The 15,517-nt window shown below is 38.7% G+C and carries 14 protein-coding genes and 1 pseudogene; 9 read left to right on the top strand and 6 right to left on the bottom strand.

What is annotated here, in order from left to right; all coding sequences use genetic code 11:
• Nucleotides 1-142 precede the first annotated feature (142 nt).
• Entirely contained in the window at nt 143-1,096 is a 954-nt protein-coding gene (locus L656_RS0107175; RefSeq protein ID WP_024598675.1) for an IS110 family transposase, read from the top strand.
• A gap of 36 nt (nt 1,097-1,132) precedes the next feature.
• Here the strand turns inward: L656_RS0107175 and L656_RS0107170 are convergent, their stop codons facing one another.
• The 3 genes from L656_RS0107170 to L656_RS0107155 all read right to left on the bottom strand — a co-directional run bounded on the left by L656_RS0107170 (nt 1,133) and on the right by L656_RS0107155 (nt 4,503).
• The gene (locus L656_RS0107170; protein ID WP_024598674.1) at nt 1,133-1,537 is read right to left on the bottom strand and encodes a DUF6869 domain-containing protein; all 405 of its coding nucleotides are present in this window, start codon (nt 1,535-1,537) and stop codon (nt 1,133-1,135) included.
• A gap of 856 nt (nt 1,538-2,393) precedes the next feature.
• Complete coding sequence (locus L656_RS0107160; RefSeq protein ID WP_002958084.1) at nt 2,394-3,770, bottom strand: NAD-dependent succinate-semialdehyde dehydrogenase; 1,377 nt, start codon at nt 3,768-3,770, stop codon at nt 2,394-2,396.
• A gap of 217 nt (nt 3,771-3,987) precedes the next feature.
• On the bottom strand, nt 3,988-4,503 hold the full coding sequence (locus L656_RS0107155) for an NUDIX hydrolase (protein WP_002958085.1): 516 nt from the start codon (nt 4,501-4,503) through the stop codon (nt 3,988-3,990).
• A gap of 233 nt (nt 4,504-4,736) precedes the next feature.
• Here L656_RS0107155 and L656_RS0107150 point away from each other — a divergent pair, with 233 nt between their 5' ends.
• The 6 genes from L656_RS0107150 (at nt 4,737) to L656_RS0107125 (ending at nt 11,169) form a co-directional block, all read left to right on the top strand.
• Nucleotides 4,737-6,077, top strand: coding sequence for a sigma-54-dependent transcriptional regulator (locus tag L656_RS0107150; RefSeq protein ID WP_024598673.1), 1,341 nt, complete (start codon nt 4,737-4,739; stop codon nt 6,075-6,077).
• A gap of 14 nt (nt 6,078-6,091) precedes the next feature.
• Nucleotides 6,092-6,301, top strand: coding sequence for a histidine kinase dimerization/phospho-acceptor domain-containing protein (locus L656_RS0107145; RefSeq protein WP_007581523.1), 210 nt, complete (start codon nt 6,092-6,094; stop codon nt 6,299-6,301).
• 38 nt (nt 6,302-6,339) lie between these two features.
• A complete protein-coding gene (locus L656_RS0107140) occupies nt 6,340-7,824 on the top strand; it encodes a sensor histidine kinase (RefSeq protein ID WP_024598672.1) in 1,485 nt (494 codons plus the stop codon).
• A complete protein-coding gene (locus L656_RS0107135; protein WP_002958089.1) occupies nt 7,825-8,286 on the top strand; it encodes a response regulator in 462 nt (153 codons plus the stop codon).
• Between the two features lie 10 nt (nt 8,287-8,296).
• Complete coding sequence (locus tag L656_RS0107130; RefSeq protein WP_024598671.1) at nt 8,297-10,264, top strand: response regulator; 1,968 nt, start codon at nt 8,297-8,299, stop codon at nt 10,262-10,264.
• A 284-nt stretch (nt 10,265-10,548) separates the two neighbouring features.
• Entirely contained in the window at nt 10,549-11,169 is a 621-nt protein-coding gene (locus L656_RS0107125; RefSeq protein WP_024598670.1) for a fumarylacetoacetate hydrolase family protein, read from the top strand.
• Here L656_RS0107125 and L656_RS01000000122020 read toward each other — a convergent pair.
• From L656_RS01000000122020 to L656_RS0107110, 3 genes and pseudogenes are all read right to left on the bottom strand, one after another.
• Nucleotides 11,120-12,041: pseudogene (locus L656_RS01000000122020) on the bottom strand (ABC transporter substrate-binding protein). The gene L656_RS0107125 and the pseudogene L656_RS01000000122020 overlap by 50 nt on opposite strands.
• Before the next feature lie 118 nt (nt 12,042-12,159).
• Nucleotides 12,160-13,212 carry an aldo/keto reductase gene (locus tag L656_RS0107115; RefSeq protein WP_024598669.1) on the bottom strand — a complete coding sequence of 351 codons (1,053 nt, stop codon included), beginning with the start codon at nt 13,210-13,212 and terminating at the stop codon, nt 12,160-12,162.
• A gap of 9 nt (nt 13,213-13,221) precedes the next feature.
• Nucleotides 13,222-13,656 (bottom strand): acyl-CoA thioesterase, encoded by a 435-nt coding sequence (locus L656_RS0107110; RefSeq protein WP_024598668.1) that lies wholly within the window; start codon nt 13,654-13,656, stop codon nt 13,222-13,224.
• 168 nt (nt 13,657-13,824) lie between these two features.
• Between L656_RS0107110 and L656_RS1000000123260 the strand changes: the two genes are divergently transcribed.
• Together L656_RS1000000123260 and dinB are read left to right on the top strand one after the other, a co-directional pair.
• Nucleotides 13,825-14,001, top strand: a complete 177-nt coding sequence (locus L656_RS1000000123260; protein ID WP_170071746.1) for a hypothetical protein — start codon at nt 13,825-13,827, stop codon at nt 13,999-14,001.
• 340 nt (nt 14,002-14,341) lie between these two features.
• Nucleotides 14,342-15,394 carry a DNA polymerase IV gene (gene dinB, locus L656_RS0107100; RefSeq protein ID WP_033036740.1) on the top strand — a complete coding sequence of 351 codons (1,053 nt, stop codon included), beginning with the start codon at nt 14,342-14,344 and terminating at the stop codon, nt 15,392-15,394.
• Nucleotides 15,395-15,517: the final 123 nt, after the last annotated feature.

Below are 15,517 nucleotides of genomic sequence, written 5' to 3'. Positions count from 1 at the left end.
CTTTTATACAGTAGTTCGATTGATTGAAGGCTCCTCTATTGAGAGACCGATAACAAGAAAGAACGCTGTATAAACTCCAAGCATTAAACTCGGATAGTCAACGGGGCCTCGAGCCCGAATCGCAAGGCAGAGTCAGCTTATTATGAATACACTCAATAATCAAAATGAAATTAACGTCGGTGTCGATACAGGTAAAACTCAACTCGATATTTACATCCGACCTTTAGATATATATTTCACCGTAGAAAACAATGACGGCGGCATTAAACACGCTATAAAAACACTAAAAAAGCACCCAATAACGCGTGTTACTATTGAAGCAACTGGGCGCCTTGAACACCCCTTTATTATGGCGTGTGCTCAAGCGAATATCCCTTTCGTTGTTGCTAATCCCGTTAATATTAAACGTTTCGCAGGCGCTATTGGCCAAAAAGCAAAAACAGATAAACTTGATGCGCAACTCATCGCTCATTTTGGTGAAGCAATAAAGCCACCACTCTCTTCTTTAAAGCCAGAGCAGATGCGCTTGATGAGTGATTTACTTTCTAGAAGAAGGCAGTTAATGGATATGCAAACGATGGAGAAAAATCGTTCACAAATAATGCCAAAAACAATATCATCACTAATAAAACCTATCCTAACGGCATTAAAAAATCAGATTGAAAAAGTAGATTTGAAACTACAAAAACTCATCAAAGAATGTGACGAATATAAGGTCAAGAATGACATTATTCAAAGTGTGCCTGGCGTTGGGAATGTTGTCGCATTTAACTTACTTAGTGACATGCCTGAGCTTGGGTGTGTAAACAATAAAGAGGCTGCATCACTGGTTGGTGTTGCACCATTTAATCGAGAAAGTGGTGCTTATCAGGGTAAACGGATGATACGAGGTGGACGGCCAAAAATTAGAACCGCAATGTATATGGCAATGATGTCAGCTATCCAATGTAACCCTAAATTTAAAGCTATTTATCATCGGCTAGTCGCGGCAGGGAAACCTAAGAAAGTGGCTATTATTGCCTGTATAAGAAAGCTTATAGTAATCATAAATTCTATGGTGAGGGATGGTGTCATGTGGGATCCTAAAATGGTTTGAAATTAGGAATTGACACCATAGTCACTTGTTATGTTGCTACTGCTCACAACTGCCTTGTATCTTTTGAACTCTAGCCCAAACTTCGTCAGACATTTTATGTTGCCATACGCCCGTCATCATCCAAGCAAAGTTTTCATTAGCAGATGATAAGGTTTCAATTTCTGAAATATATTTATCCCCGTGAAACGCAAGAAGGTGCTCAACAGGACCAGCGGCCATAGTTTCAAGATGGCGAGCGTCATAAGCTAGTTCGAAAGCTTTAATTATAAAACTCCATTGAAACTCATCTGATGCAAGGAAATTCATCATTACAACATCTGAACCTCTTGGAGTATTTTCTTCATCATCGAGATCTATTTCGGCGAACCATTTTTGGATAAATTCACATAATGACTTATCACTAATACCTTTCCACCATTCATCGATAGAGTCATCACTCATACTCAAGACTATCCTTGCAACATAACAATTTAATAGTGCGCTCGTCGCGCATATTTCTACCGACACCACGCTCATTTATCTACTTTATATAGTTTTAACAAATTACCTAAGGCATTACTATCACTAAGTTTTCTAAATTTTTTAGGTAAAGTTAAACGAATCAATATGCGCGCAGCGCTCATTTTCATGAATATATGCGCAAAAAGCAGTTTGACCAATCTATTAACGACGATATTTAGCCAACCTCAATGACCGCTTCTCGCTCATTCTTGTCTGTCAGGTTTCAGGTATTAGCTTCTAGATATCAATAGTTATCTCTGGGCTTAATAGCACTTACTCTAGCTCTGTTTAAGCATCATATTTGTGATGTTTTCTGTAATAGTCCTCACTATGTTTATACCTTTAAATATACTGCTTAACAGGTTTTTAGCGCAATTTAAAATACCGATAAAAGCAGCCGTGCTTACGTTTTATTAAATAAGCTAAATTGTGAAGTGAGTTTTAAATTATTAAAATTTAATGAAGTAGCAATGGTTAGCTTGTAACTTTTTATTTTGAAGGATATTTAATTCTTAAAAGTGCGATGTAAAATCGCACCTACGAATATATCTAAAACTCGGTACTATCTCTTACCAAAAGCTCGGTTCTATCTCTTACTAAAAGCTCGGTTCTATCTCTTACTAAAAACTCGGTTCTATCTCTTACTAAAAACTAAGTACTGTCTCCTGAAAATTACTTTCTAAAAGTCATAAAAAAGCCTAAAAGCGGTTACCCACTTTTAGGCTTAGTAGTTTTTGTATTTAAACATGTATTAAAAATATCTATTTAAAACACTTGTTTCATTTATGCAGCTAAATTAGCTAGCGATCATAATGCTTTTAACATTCACAAATTCGCGCATACCAAAGCCACCGTGCTCTCGGCCATAGCCACTGCCTTTAACACCACCAAACGGTAAGTTAGGCTGTGCTAAACCATAGCCATTAATGTTGATCATACCTGTGTCAAAGTGCTTTTTAGCAAGCTCAATAGCTTTTTTCTCATCTTTAGAGAAAATACCACCGCCTAAACCGTAGCGAGAGTCGTTGGCGATGCGCATTGCGTCGTCGTTGTCTTTCGCTTTTATTAGCGAAGCTACTGGGCCAAATAGTTCGTCATCGTACGCAGGCATGCCAGGCGATAAGTTATCAAGTAGTGTTGGTGGGTAGTAGTAACCTGTTTGCGATGGTATCTCGCCACCCGTTACTATGTTTGCACCTGCTTTAACTGATTCCATTACTTGGTCGTGAATACCGTCGCGTAAATCCTCACGGGCCATTGGACCTAAGTCTGTGTCATCTGCCATTGGGTCGCCCATTTTCATGGCTTCAAACTGCTCTTTAATTTGCGCTTTAAAGTCATCGTAAAGTGACTCAACAACAACATAACGTTTAGCTGAAACACACGTTTCGCCGTTATTGATCATGCGACCTGTTACACAGGTTTTAACTGCAAGCTCTAAATCGGCATCATCGAGTACTAAGTAAGCGTCATTACTACCAAGTTCTAACACTGTCTTTTTAACGTGTTTACCCGCTTCTTCAGCTACTTTTTTACCTGTCGCATCACTACCCGTAAAGGTTACGCCGCTAATTGCTTTGTGTGCAATTAGAGAACTGGCGGTTTTGCCGTCGATAAGTAAATTGTTAAAGCAATACTCTGGGAAACCAGCTTGTTTAAATAGCTCTTCAATTTTTTCAGCCATGCCAAATACGTTACCAGCATGTTTTAATACGGTTGTGTTACCTGCCATGATGTTGGCTGCACTGTAACGAATTACTTGATAAAGCGGGAAGTTCCACGGTTGAATACCTAATAATACGCCCGTTGGTTGGTAGCTAATAATTGCTCGGCCGCCGTCCATATCACGTTCTTCGTCAGCAAGTACTTGTGGGCCGTTTTCGGCGGTGTAACGACAAATAGCTGCACATAGTTCAACTTCTTGAAAGCCTTGCTCGTATACTTTACCCATTTCTTCGGTCATGAGTTTTGCAATAGATTCTTTTTGCTCTTCGAAAAGTGAGGCTAACTTATTAAGATATCTCGCACGTTCAGTGAACGACGTTAAGCGCCATTTTAAGTATGTTTCGTGAGATTTTTCGATTACCTGTTCAGCTTCTTTTTGAGAAAGTAGCGTATAGGTTTCAATGGTTTGCTCAGTTGCCGGATTAATCGTTTTAACTGTGTTACTCATTTCTATCTCCTTACAAATTAATTATCTATAAGGGTGCAAAACAAAAGCCAATATCAAAAAAGCAATGCTAATTAATTTCAAGCTATTGAAATATAAAGTCTATTTCTTATTTTTATTCTATTAATAACTTTTTACTACTGTAAATATATTATCCAAGGCAGTAAAAAGTTCTGATTTATGCAAAAGTTACAAGGGTGATTGCTCATGTTTATTTAACTTATAGAAGTTCTCTAGCAATACGTTTTAATAGGTAGGTTTCTCGTAAAATGGAGAGTCCTTGTTTTTCACTATTAGCAAGTGTGCGCTCGTTATGTGCAATTGCGTCGTTAATATCAACCCATTTAGCGGTCATGCCATTTTGCTGCTCATAATGCTCTAACTGTGCTTTGCCAAACTCGTCGGCAATATTACATACAAAGCAATACGATTTAATATGAATAATATCAAAGTCGTCTTTATACCAAGGGCGATATTCTTCATAGAGTCCAAAGGCTTTAACAACACTTATTTTTTGTGCACCGGTTTCCTCGCTTAGTTCACGCATCAAACCTTGCTCAATACTTTCGCCTTCATCTACTCCACCACCAGGTAAACTGTAGTCTTCATAGCGGTTTGTATACATTAAAAGTATTTTATTATTTTTAATAACAATGGCGCGAGCCGTTAAACGGGTAAATTGACTGCCTTGGTCAATATTAATACCTGAATGTATTAAGGTTTTTAATTGCTGCATTTCGTCTCCTTTTTTAGGTTTTTAATGATAACAGTTGCTACCATTCTATAAATAGAAACGATTTTAATTATTTTTCGTAATTTGTGATCGTTTTTTTTAAGCATACGTAAATATTGAGTTGGTAAAATAGATAGTATTGGATTACTTAACTATTTAAGTAATTAGATTCTAGGTGCGCCTTTAAATTAATATTTAGGATGCGTAGAATAAGAAAAAAAGCATAGGGATTTATCATGTTAGACATACTTTTAGTAGACGATGACGTCGAGTTTAGTGACGTTGTATGCCACATAGTCGAATTCCTCGGCCACAATATAAGCACCGCCACCAGTTTAAAAGAAGCACATCAATGGTTTGAAAATAATACCTTTGACCATGTGCTGCTTGATTTTATGTTACCTGATGGTAGCGGTTTGCACTTACTTGATCACCTAAAAACGATTGGGCAATCTCCAAAAATTACACTTATATCGGGTCATCCTTCAGTTAAGGGCATTTTAGCTGAGATGTGTGAGCCAAATGTAGGGCATTTATTAAAGCCATTACAACGCGAAGATTTAGAACTGGTTTTAAATGGCCCTAAAAAAGCAGTTAAAAAAGCAAAGTCGGGCGGTATAACGCGTCACTTTGGTGGTTTAATTGGCGAATCAGAAGTAATGCACAAGCTTTACAATATGATTGAACGCGTTGCTAAAACAAATGCCAATGTAATGTTGATGGGTGAAAGTGGTGCAGGTAAAGAAGTTGTAGCTCAGGCTATTCATAACGCAAGCCAGTGCGAAGGCCCGTTAGTGGCGAGCAACTGTGGTGCGCTTTCAAAAGAATTAATAGGTAGTGAATTATTTGGCCATGAAAAAGGCGCCTTTACCGGTGCTATAGCCCGCAAAGAAGGTGTATTTGAACAATCAAACAACGGTACTTTGTTTTTAGATGAAGTGACCGAAATGCCAATTGATATGCAGCCAAATTTACTGCGAGTGCTTGAAACTAAAAAAGTAACACGCGTGGGTGGTAACAGAGAAATACCAACCAATTGTCGTGTTATTTCGGCCACTAACCGCTCGCTTACCGATTTAGCGCAAAATAATATTATTCGTGAAGATATTTACTTTAGGTTGGCTGTTTTCCCTATTGATATACCGCCGCTACGCGACAGAAAAGAAGATATTCCTTTATTAGCGAAAGCATTTTTAGATCAGCTTAATGATGAAAATGGCACTGCCTTTAGTTGGACACCCGCACAGCTTAAAGAGTTACAAAGCTATGAATGGCCAGGTAATGTGCGCGAAATTCGCCACGCAATACACCGAGCATTCATTATGAGTGACCCGCAAACTAGCGATATTATTTTACCTGATAACTTAGAGTCGCCGTTTTCACGTGTTAATAACCAAACTGCAGATAAGATAGTATCAGCAGGGCAAACTATTGAAGAAGTTGAAAAAGAGCTTATTCATGCAACGCTTGATAAGGTGCAAGGTAATAAAACGCTTGCTGCACAAATGCTGGGTATTAGTACTAAAACACTTTATAACCGCCTTAATGCATATGGCGGTATTGGCGAATACAAATAGATTTGAGGAAGGGCATGACATCCGATAACCAAACAGAGCAGCTAAACAAGTTAGTTCACGATGCAAGAGCGCCGCTTAATCGTATATCGATGAATGCAGAGCTTATTAAGTTGGTACTCGAAAACGATATGCCAAAAGAAAAAGCGTTAGATGCGCTTGATAAGATTATTAACAACTGTCAACAGTGTAGTGAAAGTTTACAAAAAATAACTGACTCTCAATAAATATTAAGTGTTGTATAAACGCTAATTCGGGAAGCTAAATGAGCAAACAAGAACATCAAGGGAAAGCGAATATTACTTGGGCAGCTTTTATAGTTGTTGTGTTGAGTATTATTGTGGGTAACGCATTTTTAGCATTGAATACGATTCAAGGTTTAACACAAACCCAAAAAAGTTTAGACAACACTAATATGCTGACAACAGCAATTGAGCAACTACATTTGTCAATAGTTCAGGCTGAATCAGGCCAGCGTGGCTATTTATTAACAGAAGAGACTGACTATTTAACGCCTTACTACGATGCTGTTGGGCAAATTGAAGCGCAGACAGATCATGTTAAGTCGTTGCACTCTGAAATTGATGGCCAAGCTGAGCGTATTGCTCAGTTGCTTGTACTTGTCGATAGTAAAATTAAAGAGCTAAAACAAACCGTAAACCTGGCACTTGATGATAGAGAAAGGCGTGCATTGTATGTGTTAAATACACATAAAGGCAGGGAGCTTTATAAGCAAATTAGAGAGTATGTTAATGAAATTCAAGACCGTGAATTACTCTTTAAAGTGAGCCATTTTTCAAAGTTAGCGCAAATTAAGAATGAAGCTAAAATCACGTTTGCTATTACAGCAGTCACAAGCATATTACTTATTATAGGTATGTTTGTAATGACGCGGCTTAATTTAAGAAATGCGGCACGGTATCGCTTTGAGCTTGAAAAACAAAACGAAACATTAGCAACTAAAGTGTCTGAGCGTACACAAGAGCTAACTTTGTATTCTGATGAACTGAGCCGAAGTAACCGAGAGCTTGAGGAGTTTGCTTTTGTTGCAAGCCATGACTTACAAGAGCCTCTTAGGAAAATTCAGGCATTTAGTGACCGACTCGAAACCATGTTTAAAGATGAGCTTGGTGAAAAGGGTATTGATTATATTGGACGCATGAAAAATGCGGCGCAACGCATGTCTAATTTAATAAACGACTTACTAGAGTTTTCACGTATTACCACCCGTGGTAAAGATTTTGATGATACAAATTTAAACGACGTTGTAACCGATATACTCAGTGATTTAGAAATTGCGATAGGCGAGTCTAATACACAAGTTGATGTAGAGGATTTACCAGTTATTCAGGCTGATAAGAGCCAAATGCAGCAGTTGTTTTTAAACTTGTTGTCGAATGCTGTTAAATTTAGACGCCCAGATGTAAGTCCACATATAAAAATTAGTTACCAGCATGAAGACATTTTTAGCGAGGATCATAATGCTAATTTAAGCTTTCAAGTTATTACTATAGAAGATAACGGTATTGGTTTTTCACAAGACTATGCCGATAAAATATTTGTACCGTTTCAACGTTTACATGGCCGCTCACAATATAAAGGTACGGGTATTGGCCTTTCTGTATGTAGGCGTATTGTGGAACGCCATGGCGGAACAATTACAGCCCAAAGTAAAGACGGTGAAGGTGCAACCTTCATTATAAAACTACCTGTGGAAGCTGCGCTTTTCACATTGCAAGGAGAGGCTTAAATGCCCTATTCAAAAGTAAAACCGATTACTATTTTAATGGCAGACGATGATGAAGATGATCGTTTGTTAACACAAGATGCCCTTGCTGAAAGCCGTGTACTTAACGAGCTTCATTTTGTAGAAGACGGCGTTGAGTTACTTGAATATTTAGAACGTAAAGGTAAGTTTGAAGATAAAACAGTGTCGCCGCGACCAGGATTAATATTACTTGATCTAAATATGCCAAGAATGGATGGCCGTGAAGCGCTTGAAGCTATAAAAGGAAATCCTAATTTAAAGGGAATTCCGGTTGTTATTTTAACTACATCTAAGCAAGAAGAAGATATGGTTAAAGGGTATAACTTAGGTGCTGCATCTTATATTACAAAACCAGTGACGTTTGATGGTTTGGTTGATTTGATGAAAACGCTAGGAAAATACTGGGTAGAGTTTGTAGAGCTACCGACAACATTTAACGATTAATGGAGATTGTATGTTAGATAAAGTGACTCAGTTGCTGCTTGTAGAGGACGATGAAGATGATTATATACTCACCTGCGACTATCTGGACCAATTGGATTCACACACGTTTAACATTCAATGGATAAGCTCCCCAGAGCAGGCAATTGCAACGCTTAGTAAAAATGAGCACGACATTTGCCTGCTTGATTACCGCTTGGGTGCATCTAATGGTTTAGATGTATTAAAAGAGGCCATTGCGAATGGCTTTAGCGGCCCAATTATTATGCTTACTGGGCAGTCAAACGATGAGTTAGACTCGGCAGCGCTTGATGCCGGTGCAGTAGATTACTTAATAAAAACAGAAATGAGTTCGAGCCGTTTTGCACGTGCTATTCGTTATGCACTTGCTCGTAAAGATGTTGAAGGCGAGCGAGTTGAACGTTTAAAAGCCGAAGCTGAAAATCGTTCAAAAGACCGCTTTTTAGCTCATTTGAGCCATGAATTAAGAACCCCTCTATCATCTATTTTAGGTTACACCGAATTATTAATGCAGAGCGACTTTAGTCAGCAAGCAGAAAATGAATTGGGTGTTATTTATCGAAATGGTAAACATTTATTGAGCTTGTTAAACGACGTGCTCGATTTATCTAAAATAGCGGCCGATAAACTCGAACTGACCTTAAGCGAAGTTAACCTTGATAGCATGCTTGCCGATGTATACACCTTAATGCGTGTATCGGTGCTTGATAAAGGCCTTACACTGCGTTTTGAATCTCAACAGCCATTGCCCTTAGTTGCACGACTGGATGCAACAAGAGTTCGCCAAATTTTAATAAACTTAATAAACAATGCGGTTAAATTTACCGATAAAGGCGAAATTGTTGTTAATGCGTGGACGCAGTGGGTTGATGATCATGAAATGCTATTTTTTAGCATTAAAGATTCAGGCATGGGCATTGCCCCTGAAAAACAAGAACTAATATTTAAGCCATTTGAGCAGATAGCCGATGTGGAATCACGCTCTGTAGGTGGTGCAGGCCTTGGCTTGGCAATATGTGCTGAGTTGTTAGCGCGTATGCACGGTAATATTAGTTTGCACTCTGAAATTGGCAAGGGTGCTACATTTACGATTTCGGTGTATCCAGGTGATATTAGCGAAGTAGAACGACAAGTACTTAATTTTAGCAGCGTTCCACAACTACAAAGTAAATCGGCCCCATGCAAAGTGCATGGGCGAGTATTAGTAGTTGATGATTTACGTGATTTACGCATGTTAGTAGGGCATATGATCAGTACCTGTGGTGCGCGCGTAGATTACGCCGAACATGGGCAGCAAGCACTTGAAAAAGTACGTATTGCAGATGCGTATAAAGCGCCTTACGATATTATTTTTATTGATATTCATATGCCTGTAATGGGCGGCAAGGAAGCTACCATAGAGCTCAGAAAAATGGGCTACAAAGGCCCAATAATTGCGCTTACGGCAGCTACAATGAAAGGGATACGCGAAGAGCTTGCAGCCCTTGGCTTTAACGATGTAATACCAAAGCCCGTTGATAGCGCTGCTTTATACCAGTGCCTGCAAGATTATTTAGTCGCGCCGGAGCATGCACCGCAAGCTAAAAATATACATTGTAGTAATGGCTTAACCGAGAAAAAACAACGTTTTTTACTGGTAGAAGACGATCACGATGCAGCGCAAATTACGCAGCTACTTTTAGAAAGTTTAGGTGTTGAGACGGTGATTGCGTCAAGTTGCGCGCAATGTTTACAAATACTTAATCACGACCAGCAATTTAATAAAGTATTGCTAGATATGCATTTACCCGATGGACGTGGCACTGATTTAGGCCAGCAAATTAATGAGCGATATCCAGAACTTCGCTTAGTAATTGTAAGTGGTGCAGAGCCAGATCCTAGAGAAATAAAAGATTTAAATATAGACCGAGTTTTACTTAAACCTATTAATTTGAGCTTACTTGAAACGCTTATTAGCTAGGGCCTGTTTATCTTTCGAGGTTAAATTTGCAGCAGTATGTTTGGTATTTAGGCAAGGCAGAGCCTGTGTAGTGTGGTTATTCCCCATAAATAGGCGATAACGTAGCACAAATGCCAAACATGCGCTGCCCGAAGGGTTCTGTCTAGGGGCTATTTACTCTTTGTTGCTCGGTTTTTACTTAGCCCACTAGGTTACAAACCTCGCGCCGCGATTAAATAGCCCCTAGATTGAACGAATTTTAATCCTGAAAGGTCAACAGGTCCAATAACTGAGACATTATTTATATGCATTCAATAAAGTTAGTATCTGAAGAATTAATACCATCAAAAGTAGTGTGTGTTGGCCGTAACTATACCGCACATATTGCAGAGCTAAATAACGAAACGCCAGATCAAATGGTTTTATTTAACAAACCAAATAGCGCAATTACTAATACGTTACTTGCAGCTCATAACGGCGATACGCTGCATTATGAAACCGAGTTATGCTTTGTAATTAAAGATAAAAAATTTGTAGGTGTTGGGTTGGGCTTAGATTTAACTAAGCGCACAGTACAAAGTAAATTAAAAAATAAAGGGCTTCCATGGGAGCGCGCTAAAGCGTTTGATGGCTCTGTTATTTTAAGTGACTTTGTCGAACTAACTGATGCTATGAAACACTTTACGTTTGAACTTAAAATTAATAATGAAGTGATTCAGCGAGGTGATACTCATTTTATGCTACATAATCCTGACTCGATTTTACAAGAGATTAATGAATTTATGAGCCTCGAGGACGGTGATGTAGTAATGACAGGCACACCTTCGGGCGTAGGTGAGGTAACGGCTAAAAGTATTTTTGCTGTTGCACTTTATGCTAATGATCAGTGTTTACTTGAGCATCAGTGGAAAGTAAGTAAAAATTAATGACTTGCTGTTGGTAGTGTTTATCAAAGTCGGTAAAGGTAGTTTTAAGCCAAGTATGCTGACTTTGTTGGTACTCAGGTGATTGTAGTACGTTGTTTTTTAGTGAACGGTTAATTTTTTTGAGCGCTTGCTCTGCAAAATTATTGGGGGCGTTAGCCGCACAGCCTATTGCTCCTCTTATAAATTGAACATCATTTTCTTCTATTGGTACACTCTCTATATTAGTAAATTCGCCTTGCTTATTAAAGTAATCGGCCATAAACGGGTAATCAATTGAATAGTCTAAAAATCCGTGACTCAAACGCGCTATAACAGCCTGACTTTCGTTTTCACTGCTCCAACTTAACGATGACTCTTTATCTCGTTTTGTATTTTCGATAATAGTATTAATTTCAGTTGTAAATTTACGTGCAGCGGCTTNCATATACGTATTGGGGATCAGTTAATAAATTAATAAGATGAATAGGCGAGCCGTGCTTTTTTTCTAATTGTGGCTTTAGCTCTTTTGTCGTGATAATTGAAAATGGAGGATATACCGTTGTTGGATTTGAGTAGTTAAGTAGTTGGTTATTATATTTTTTATAAATAACACATGGGAAACATACGTTTTTTCCTTCATTTAAATATTTATTTATACGCTGCTGAGGGACTATTAAGCGAGTATGTTTTACATCAGTTATGGTTCTGATTAGTTGCTCAGTTAGATTGTCGCAAATTCCACCTTGTGGTGCACTTTCGCTCTTAGCTATATGAAAAGGGGGCGTGTAACTTTGCAGCCAAATAATCTCTTCTAGAGGCTGTACTTTTTGCTCAACGGCATGTGCGTTAAATACAATTAATAAGCAAAATGCATAGTATCCGTTTTTCAGCATTGATAATTATTCGTTGAATTAATAAAACTTAATTAAAGTATAGTGTTGGTTGTTGTAGGGTCAAATATTTTAGTTAAAAGCAGCCTTTATGCAAGGCTGCTTTTTAACTGCTACACGCTTAATAAGGCATTGGATAGTTTTTAAATATAGTATTAATTTCGCTGAGGATTTCGTCACTTAATGTAATGTTAAATGCATCAATATCTTCTTTTAATTGGGCTATGGTTGTTGCACCAATAATTGAAGATGTGACGCCATCTACTTGGTTACACCATGCGAGTGCTAGTTGTGCTGGAGTAATATTGTTTGCATGAGCCAGTTCAACATACTGCTTAGTTGCTTGCTCTGCGTTTGGTGTATCTCTAAAAATACCGTTGCGCTGCATGAAGGTCCAACGAGAGCCTTCTGGGCGAGCACCATTTAGGTATTTACCTGTTAATAAACCGGCGGCTAAAGGTGACCACGGTAAGTAGGCAATATCTTCGTGTACACATTGTTCTATTAAATACGGCCAGTCTTTAGCGTGCGCTAGGCTAAACTCATTTTGAATAGATACCATGCGCGGTAAGTTATGCTCTTTGGCCAAGCTTAAAAACTGGCTTATACCCCATGGCGTATCGTCAGATAAACCACAGTGCTTAATTTTACCTGCTTTAACACATTCATTAAGGCCTTGTAGAATATCAAGCATACTAGCTTGGTGTTCTTGTGTATTTACGTCGGTAAATTTAAGTGTGCCAGGCCATTGTCTGCCAAAGTGTGGAGTAGAGCGATTTGGCCAATGCAGCTGATATAAATCAATGTAGTCGGTTTGAAGACGCTTAAGTGAGTCGTCCACGGCTTCTATTACTGTTTGGCGAGTAATATTACCGCCATCACGTACCCAAGATAATCCATTGCCTGCAATTTTTGTGGCAAGTACTACATCGCCACGCTTTTGCTGATTACGCGATAGCCAGTCGCCAATAATTTCCTCGGTTTTGCCATAGGTCTCTGGAGAAGGAGGCACAGCATACATTTCGGCTGTATCAATAAAGTTTACGCCTTGCTCTAGCGCGTAGGCTATTTGTTCATCAGCATCGCTTTGAGTATTTTGTTTACCCCAAGTCATACTGCCTAAACATACTCTTGAAACGTTAATACCACTGCTGCCAAGTGGGCTGTATTGCATGAGAATTCCTTATTGATCGTCTTGAGAGTAGCTAACTAACGCTGATAAAAGAGGCTCTGCAATTGGCGCTTTTTGGCCTGTTTCAAAATCAAACATAACCACTTTTGAAGTGCCTGTTGTTGTTATAGCGTTTTGCGCGTGACTAAATACGGTGTAATTCATAACAAATCGATCTGTTTTTATATCAGAAATAGTAACGCCGACTGTAAGCGTATCTGGAAAAGTAACTGGGCGTTTATAACGAATGTTGTTTTCGCTTATTACCGGACCTACGCCATTAGAGCTTATTGTATCGAACAGATTTATTTTATTTAAGAAGTCGATTCGGGCTATTTCAAAGTAACGTAAATACACCACATTATTTACGTGTTGTAGTGCATCCATATCAGCCCACGCTACGGTGATGTCGGTATGGATAGGGTGCTGATCTTTAAACGTTTGCATTATTTATTGGCCCTTAATTTTAAAGTATTTAGATTATCAATATGGAGTTGTGAGCTCAAGGTAATTAATAGCATGTTTTTTTATAAGATGATTGTACCTGTTTAATTTTAGGTCTACAGTTAAATTACACAGACAAACACAAACACAAAAACACACACAGAGGTATGTATGCACAATATAATTAATTGGTCTTTAGCTTGTTTGGTTTTTATAGCCTCATTTACCTGCTACGCAATGGGTAATGAATCTGGCGCTATTATTTTGATGTTAGCGGGGTTTTTCTTCGAAGTTATGTTTTGGTTACGTGGCCATAAAGAGCCAGAAGATAATAAGCACTTTTTTTAATCGCTAACTAGGGCCTGTTGACCTTTCAGGATTAAAATTTGTTCAATCTAGGGGCTATTTAATCGCGGCGCGAGGTTTGTGACCTAGTGGGCTAAGTAAAAACCGAGCAACAAAGAGTAAATTGCCCCTAGGCAGAACCCTTCGGGCAGCGTATGTTTGGCATTTGTGCTACGTTATCGCCTATTTATGGGGAATAACCACACTACATAGGCTCTGCCTTGCCTAAATACCAAACATACTGCTGCAAATTTAACCTCGAAAGATAAACAGGCCCTAGGCTTGCTTATCACATTTGATTCTATAATAATGGCTGTATAAATAACCAGTTGTTGTTGTGGTGATGAAGAAGTTTATTCACATAGACATGGATTGCTTTTATGCAGCAGTAGAAATGCGAGATAATCCTAAACTTGCATGTGTACCGCTTGCTATTGGAGGCAATAGCCGACGAGGCGTGCTCTCAACCGCTAACTATATAGCGAGAGAATATGGCGTACGATCGGCTATGTCGAACTATCATGCTAAACAATTATGCCCCGATTTAGTTATTGTTCCTGGGCGCATGGCTGTATACAAAGAAGCTTCAAATCAAATACGCGAAGTATTTAGCCGCTATACAGACTTAATAGAGCCTCTCTCCCTTGACGAAGCCTACCTAGATGTAACAGACAGCACCGCTTGTAAAGGCAGTGCTACACTAATTGCACAGCAAATAAGAGCCGATATTTACAGTGCCACAGGATTAACTGCATCAGCAGGTATTGCACCAATTAAGTTTATTGCCAAAATTGCCAGTGACGAAAAAAAACCGAATGGTCAGTTTGTCGTTTTGCCTCATGAGATCGATGACTTTTTAGCGCAATTACCGCTGGGGAAAATTCCGGGGGTGGGTAAAGTAACGCTCGAAAAACTCAATTTAAAAGGCTTATATACCGGCAAAGATGTACGTGAAAAGGGCGTAAATTGGATGCAGCAACATGTAGGCAATTTTGGTGTATCGCTTTATCAAAAATGTGCAGGTGAGTATATTGGTAAAGTATCGACAGATCGCATTAGAAAATCGCTGAGTGTTGAACATACCTACGAATACAATAAAACAAGTTTGCAAGAGTGCTTAGATGAGCTTCCAAAACTCTTAGACGAATTAGTTTTAAGGCTTAATAAGCAACAATTACAAAACCGTATTAATAAATTGAGTGTTAAGGTGAAGTTTGCAAATTTTGTAGTAACCTCAGCCGACCAAGCATACCACGAACTAAACACTGAAATACTTGTTCAACTACTTACCAAGGCTTATCAAAGAGGTTTACAGCAGCCTGTACGATTACTTGGTATAGGCGTTGGTATTAAAAGTGAGCCAGATCAAAACTTTCAACTGAGTATTCTTGATTAAGCTGTAAAGCCTGTAACTCCAAGTTGCCATTTATTGACAAGTTGTGTAATTAGCTCATCGCACCTTGCTGGTCTTCAATATTTAAATCGACGATAATAGAGGCCTATGTTTTCTAACAGGACT

It is taken from the genome of Pseudoalteromonas sp. TAE56 (genome assembly GCF_000497955.1).
Taxonomy (GTDB): Bacteria; Pseudomonadota; Gammaproteobacteria; order Enterobacterales; family Alteromonadaceae; genus Pseudoalteromonas.
This window is presented reverse-complemented; position numbering and strand designations above follow the sequence as displayed.

Coding starts and splice junctions, on each gene's coding strand:
- L656_RS0107175 (WP_024598675.1), top strand. CDS start 143: ATGAATACACTCAATAATCAAAATGAAATTAACGTCGGTGTCGATACA.
- L656_RS0107170 (WP_024598674.1), bottom strand. CDS start 1,537: ATGAGTGATGACTCTATCGATGAATGGTGGAAAGGTATTAGTGATAAG.
- L656_RS0107160 (WP_002958084.1), bottom strand. CDS start 3,770: ATGAGTAACACAGTTAAAACGATTAATCCGGCAACTGAGCAAACCATT.
- L656_RS0107155 (WP_002958085.1), bottom strand. CDS start 4,503: ATGCAGCAATTAAAAACCTTAATACATTCAGGTATTAATATTGACCAA.
- L656_RS0107150 (WP_024598673.1), top strand. CDS start 4,737: ATGTTAGACATACTTTTAGTAGACGATGACGTCGAGTTTAGTGACGTT.
- L656_RS0107145 (WP_007581523.1), top strand. CDS start 6,092: ATGACATCCGATAACCAAACAGAGCAGCTAAACAAGTTAGTTCACGAT.
- L656_RS0107140 (WP_024598672.1), top strand. CDS start 6,340: ATGAGCAAACAAGAACATCAAGGGAAAGCGAATATTACTTGGGCAGCT.
- L656_RS0107135 (WP_002958089.1), top strand. CDS start 7,825: ATGCCCTATTCAAAAGTAAAACCGATTACTATTTTAATGGCAGACGAT.
- L656_RS0107130 (WP_024598671.1), top strand. CDS start 8,297: ATGTTAGATAAAGTGACTCAGTTGCTGCTTGTAGAGGACGATGAAGAT.
- L656_RS0107125 (WP_024598670.1), top strand. CDS start 10,549: ATGCATTCAATAAAGTTAGTATCTGAAGAATTAATACCATCAAAAGTA.
- L656_RS0107115 (WP_024598669.1), bottom strand. CDS start 13,212: ATGCAATACAGCCCACTTGGCAGCAGTGGTATTAACGTTTCAAGAGTA.
- L656_RS0107110 (WP_024598668.1), bottom strand. CDS start 13,656: ATGCAAACGTTTAAAGATCAGCACCCTATCCATACCGACATCACCGTA.
- L656_RS1000000123260 (WP_170071746.1), top strand. CDS start 13,825: ATGCACAATATAATTAATTGGTCTTTAGCTTGTTTGGTTTTTATAGCC.
- dinB (WP_033036740.1), top strand. CDS start 14,342: ATGAAGAAGTTTATTCACATAGACATGGATTGCTTTTATGCAGCAGTA.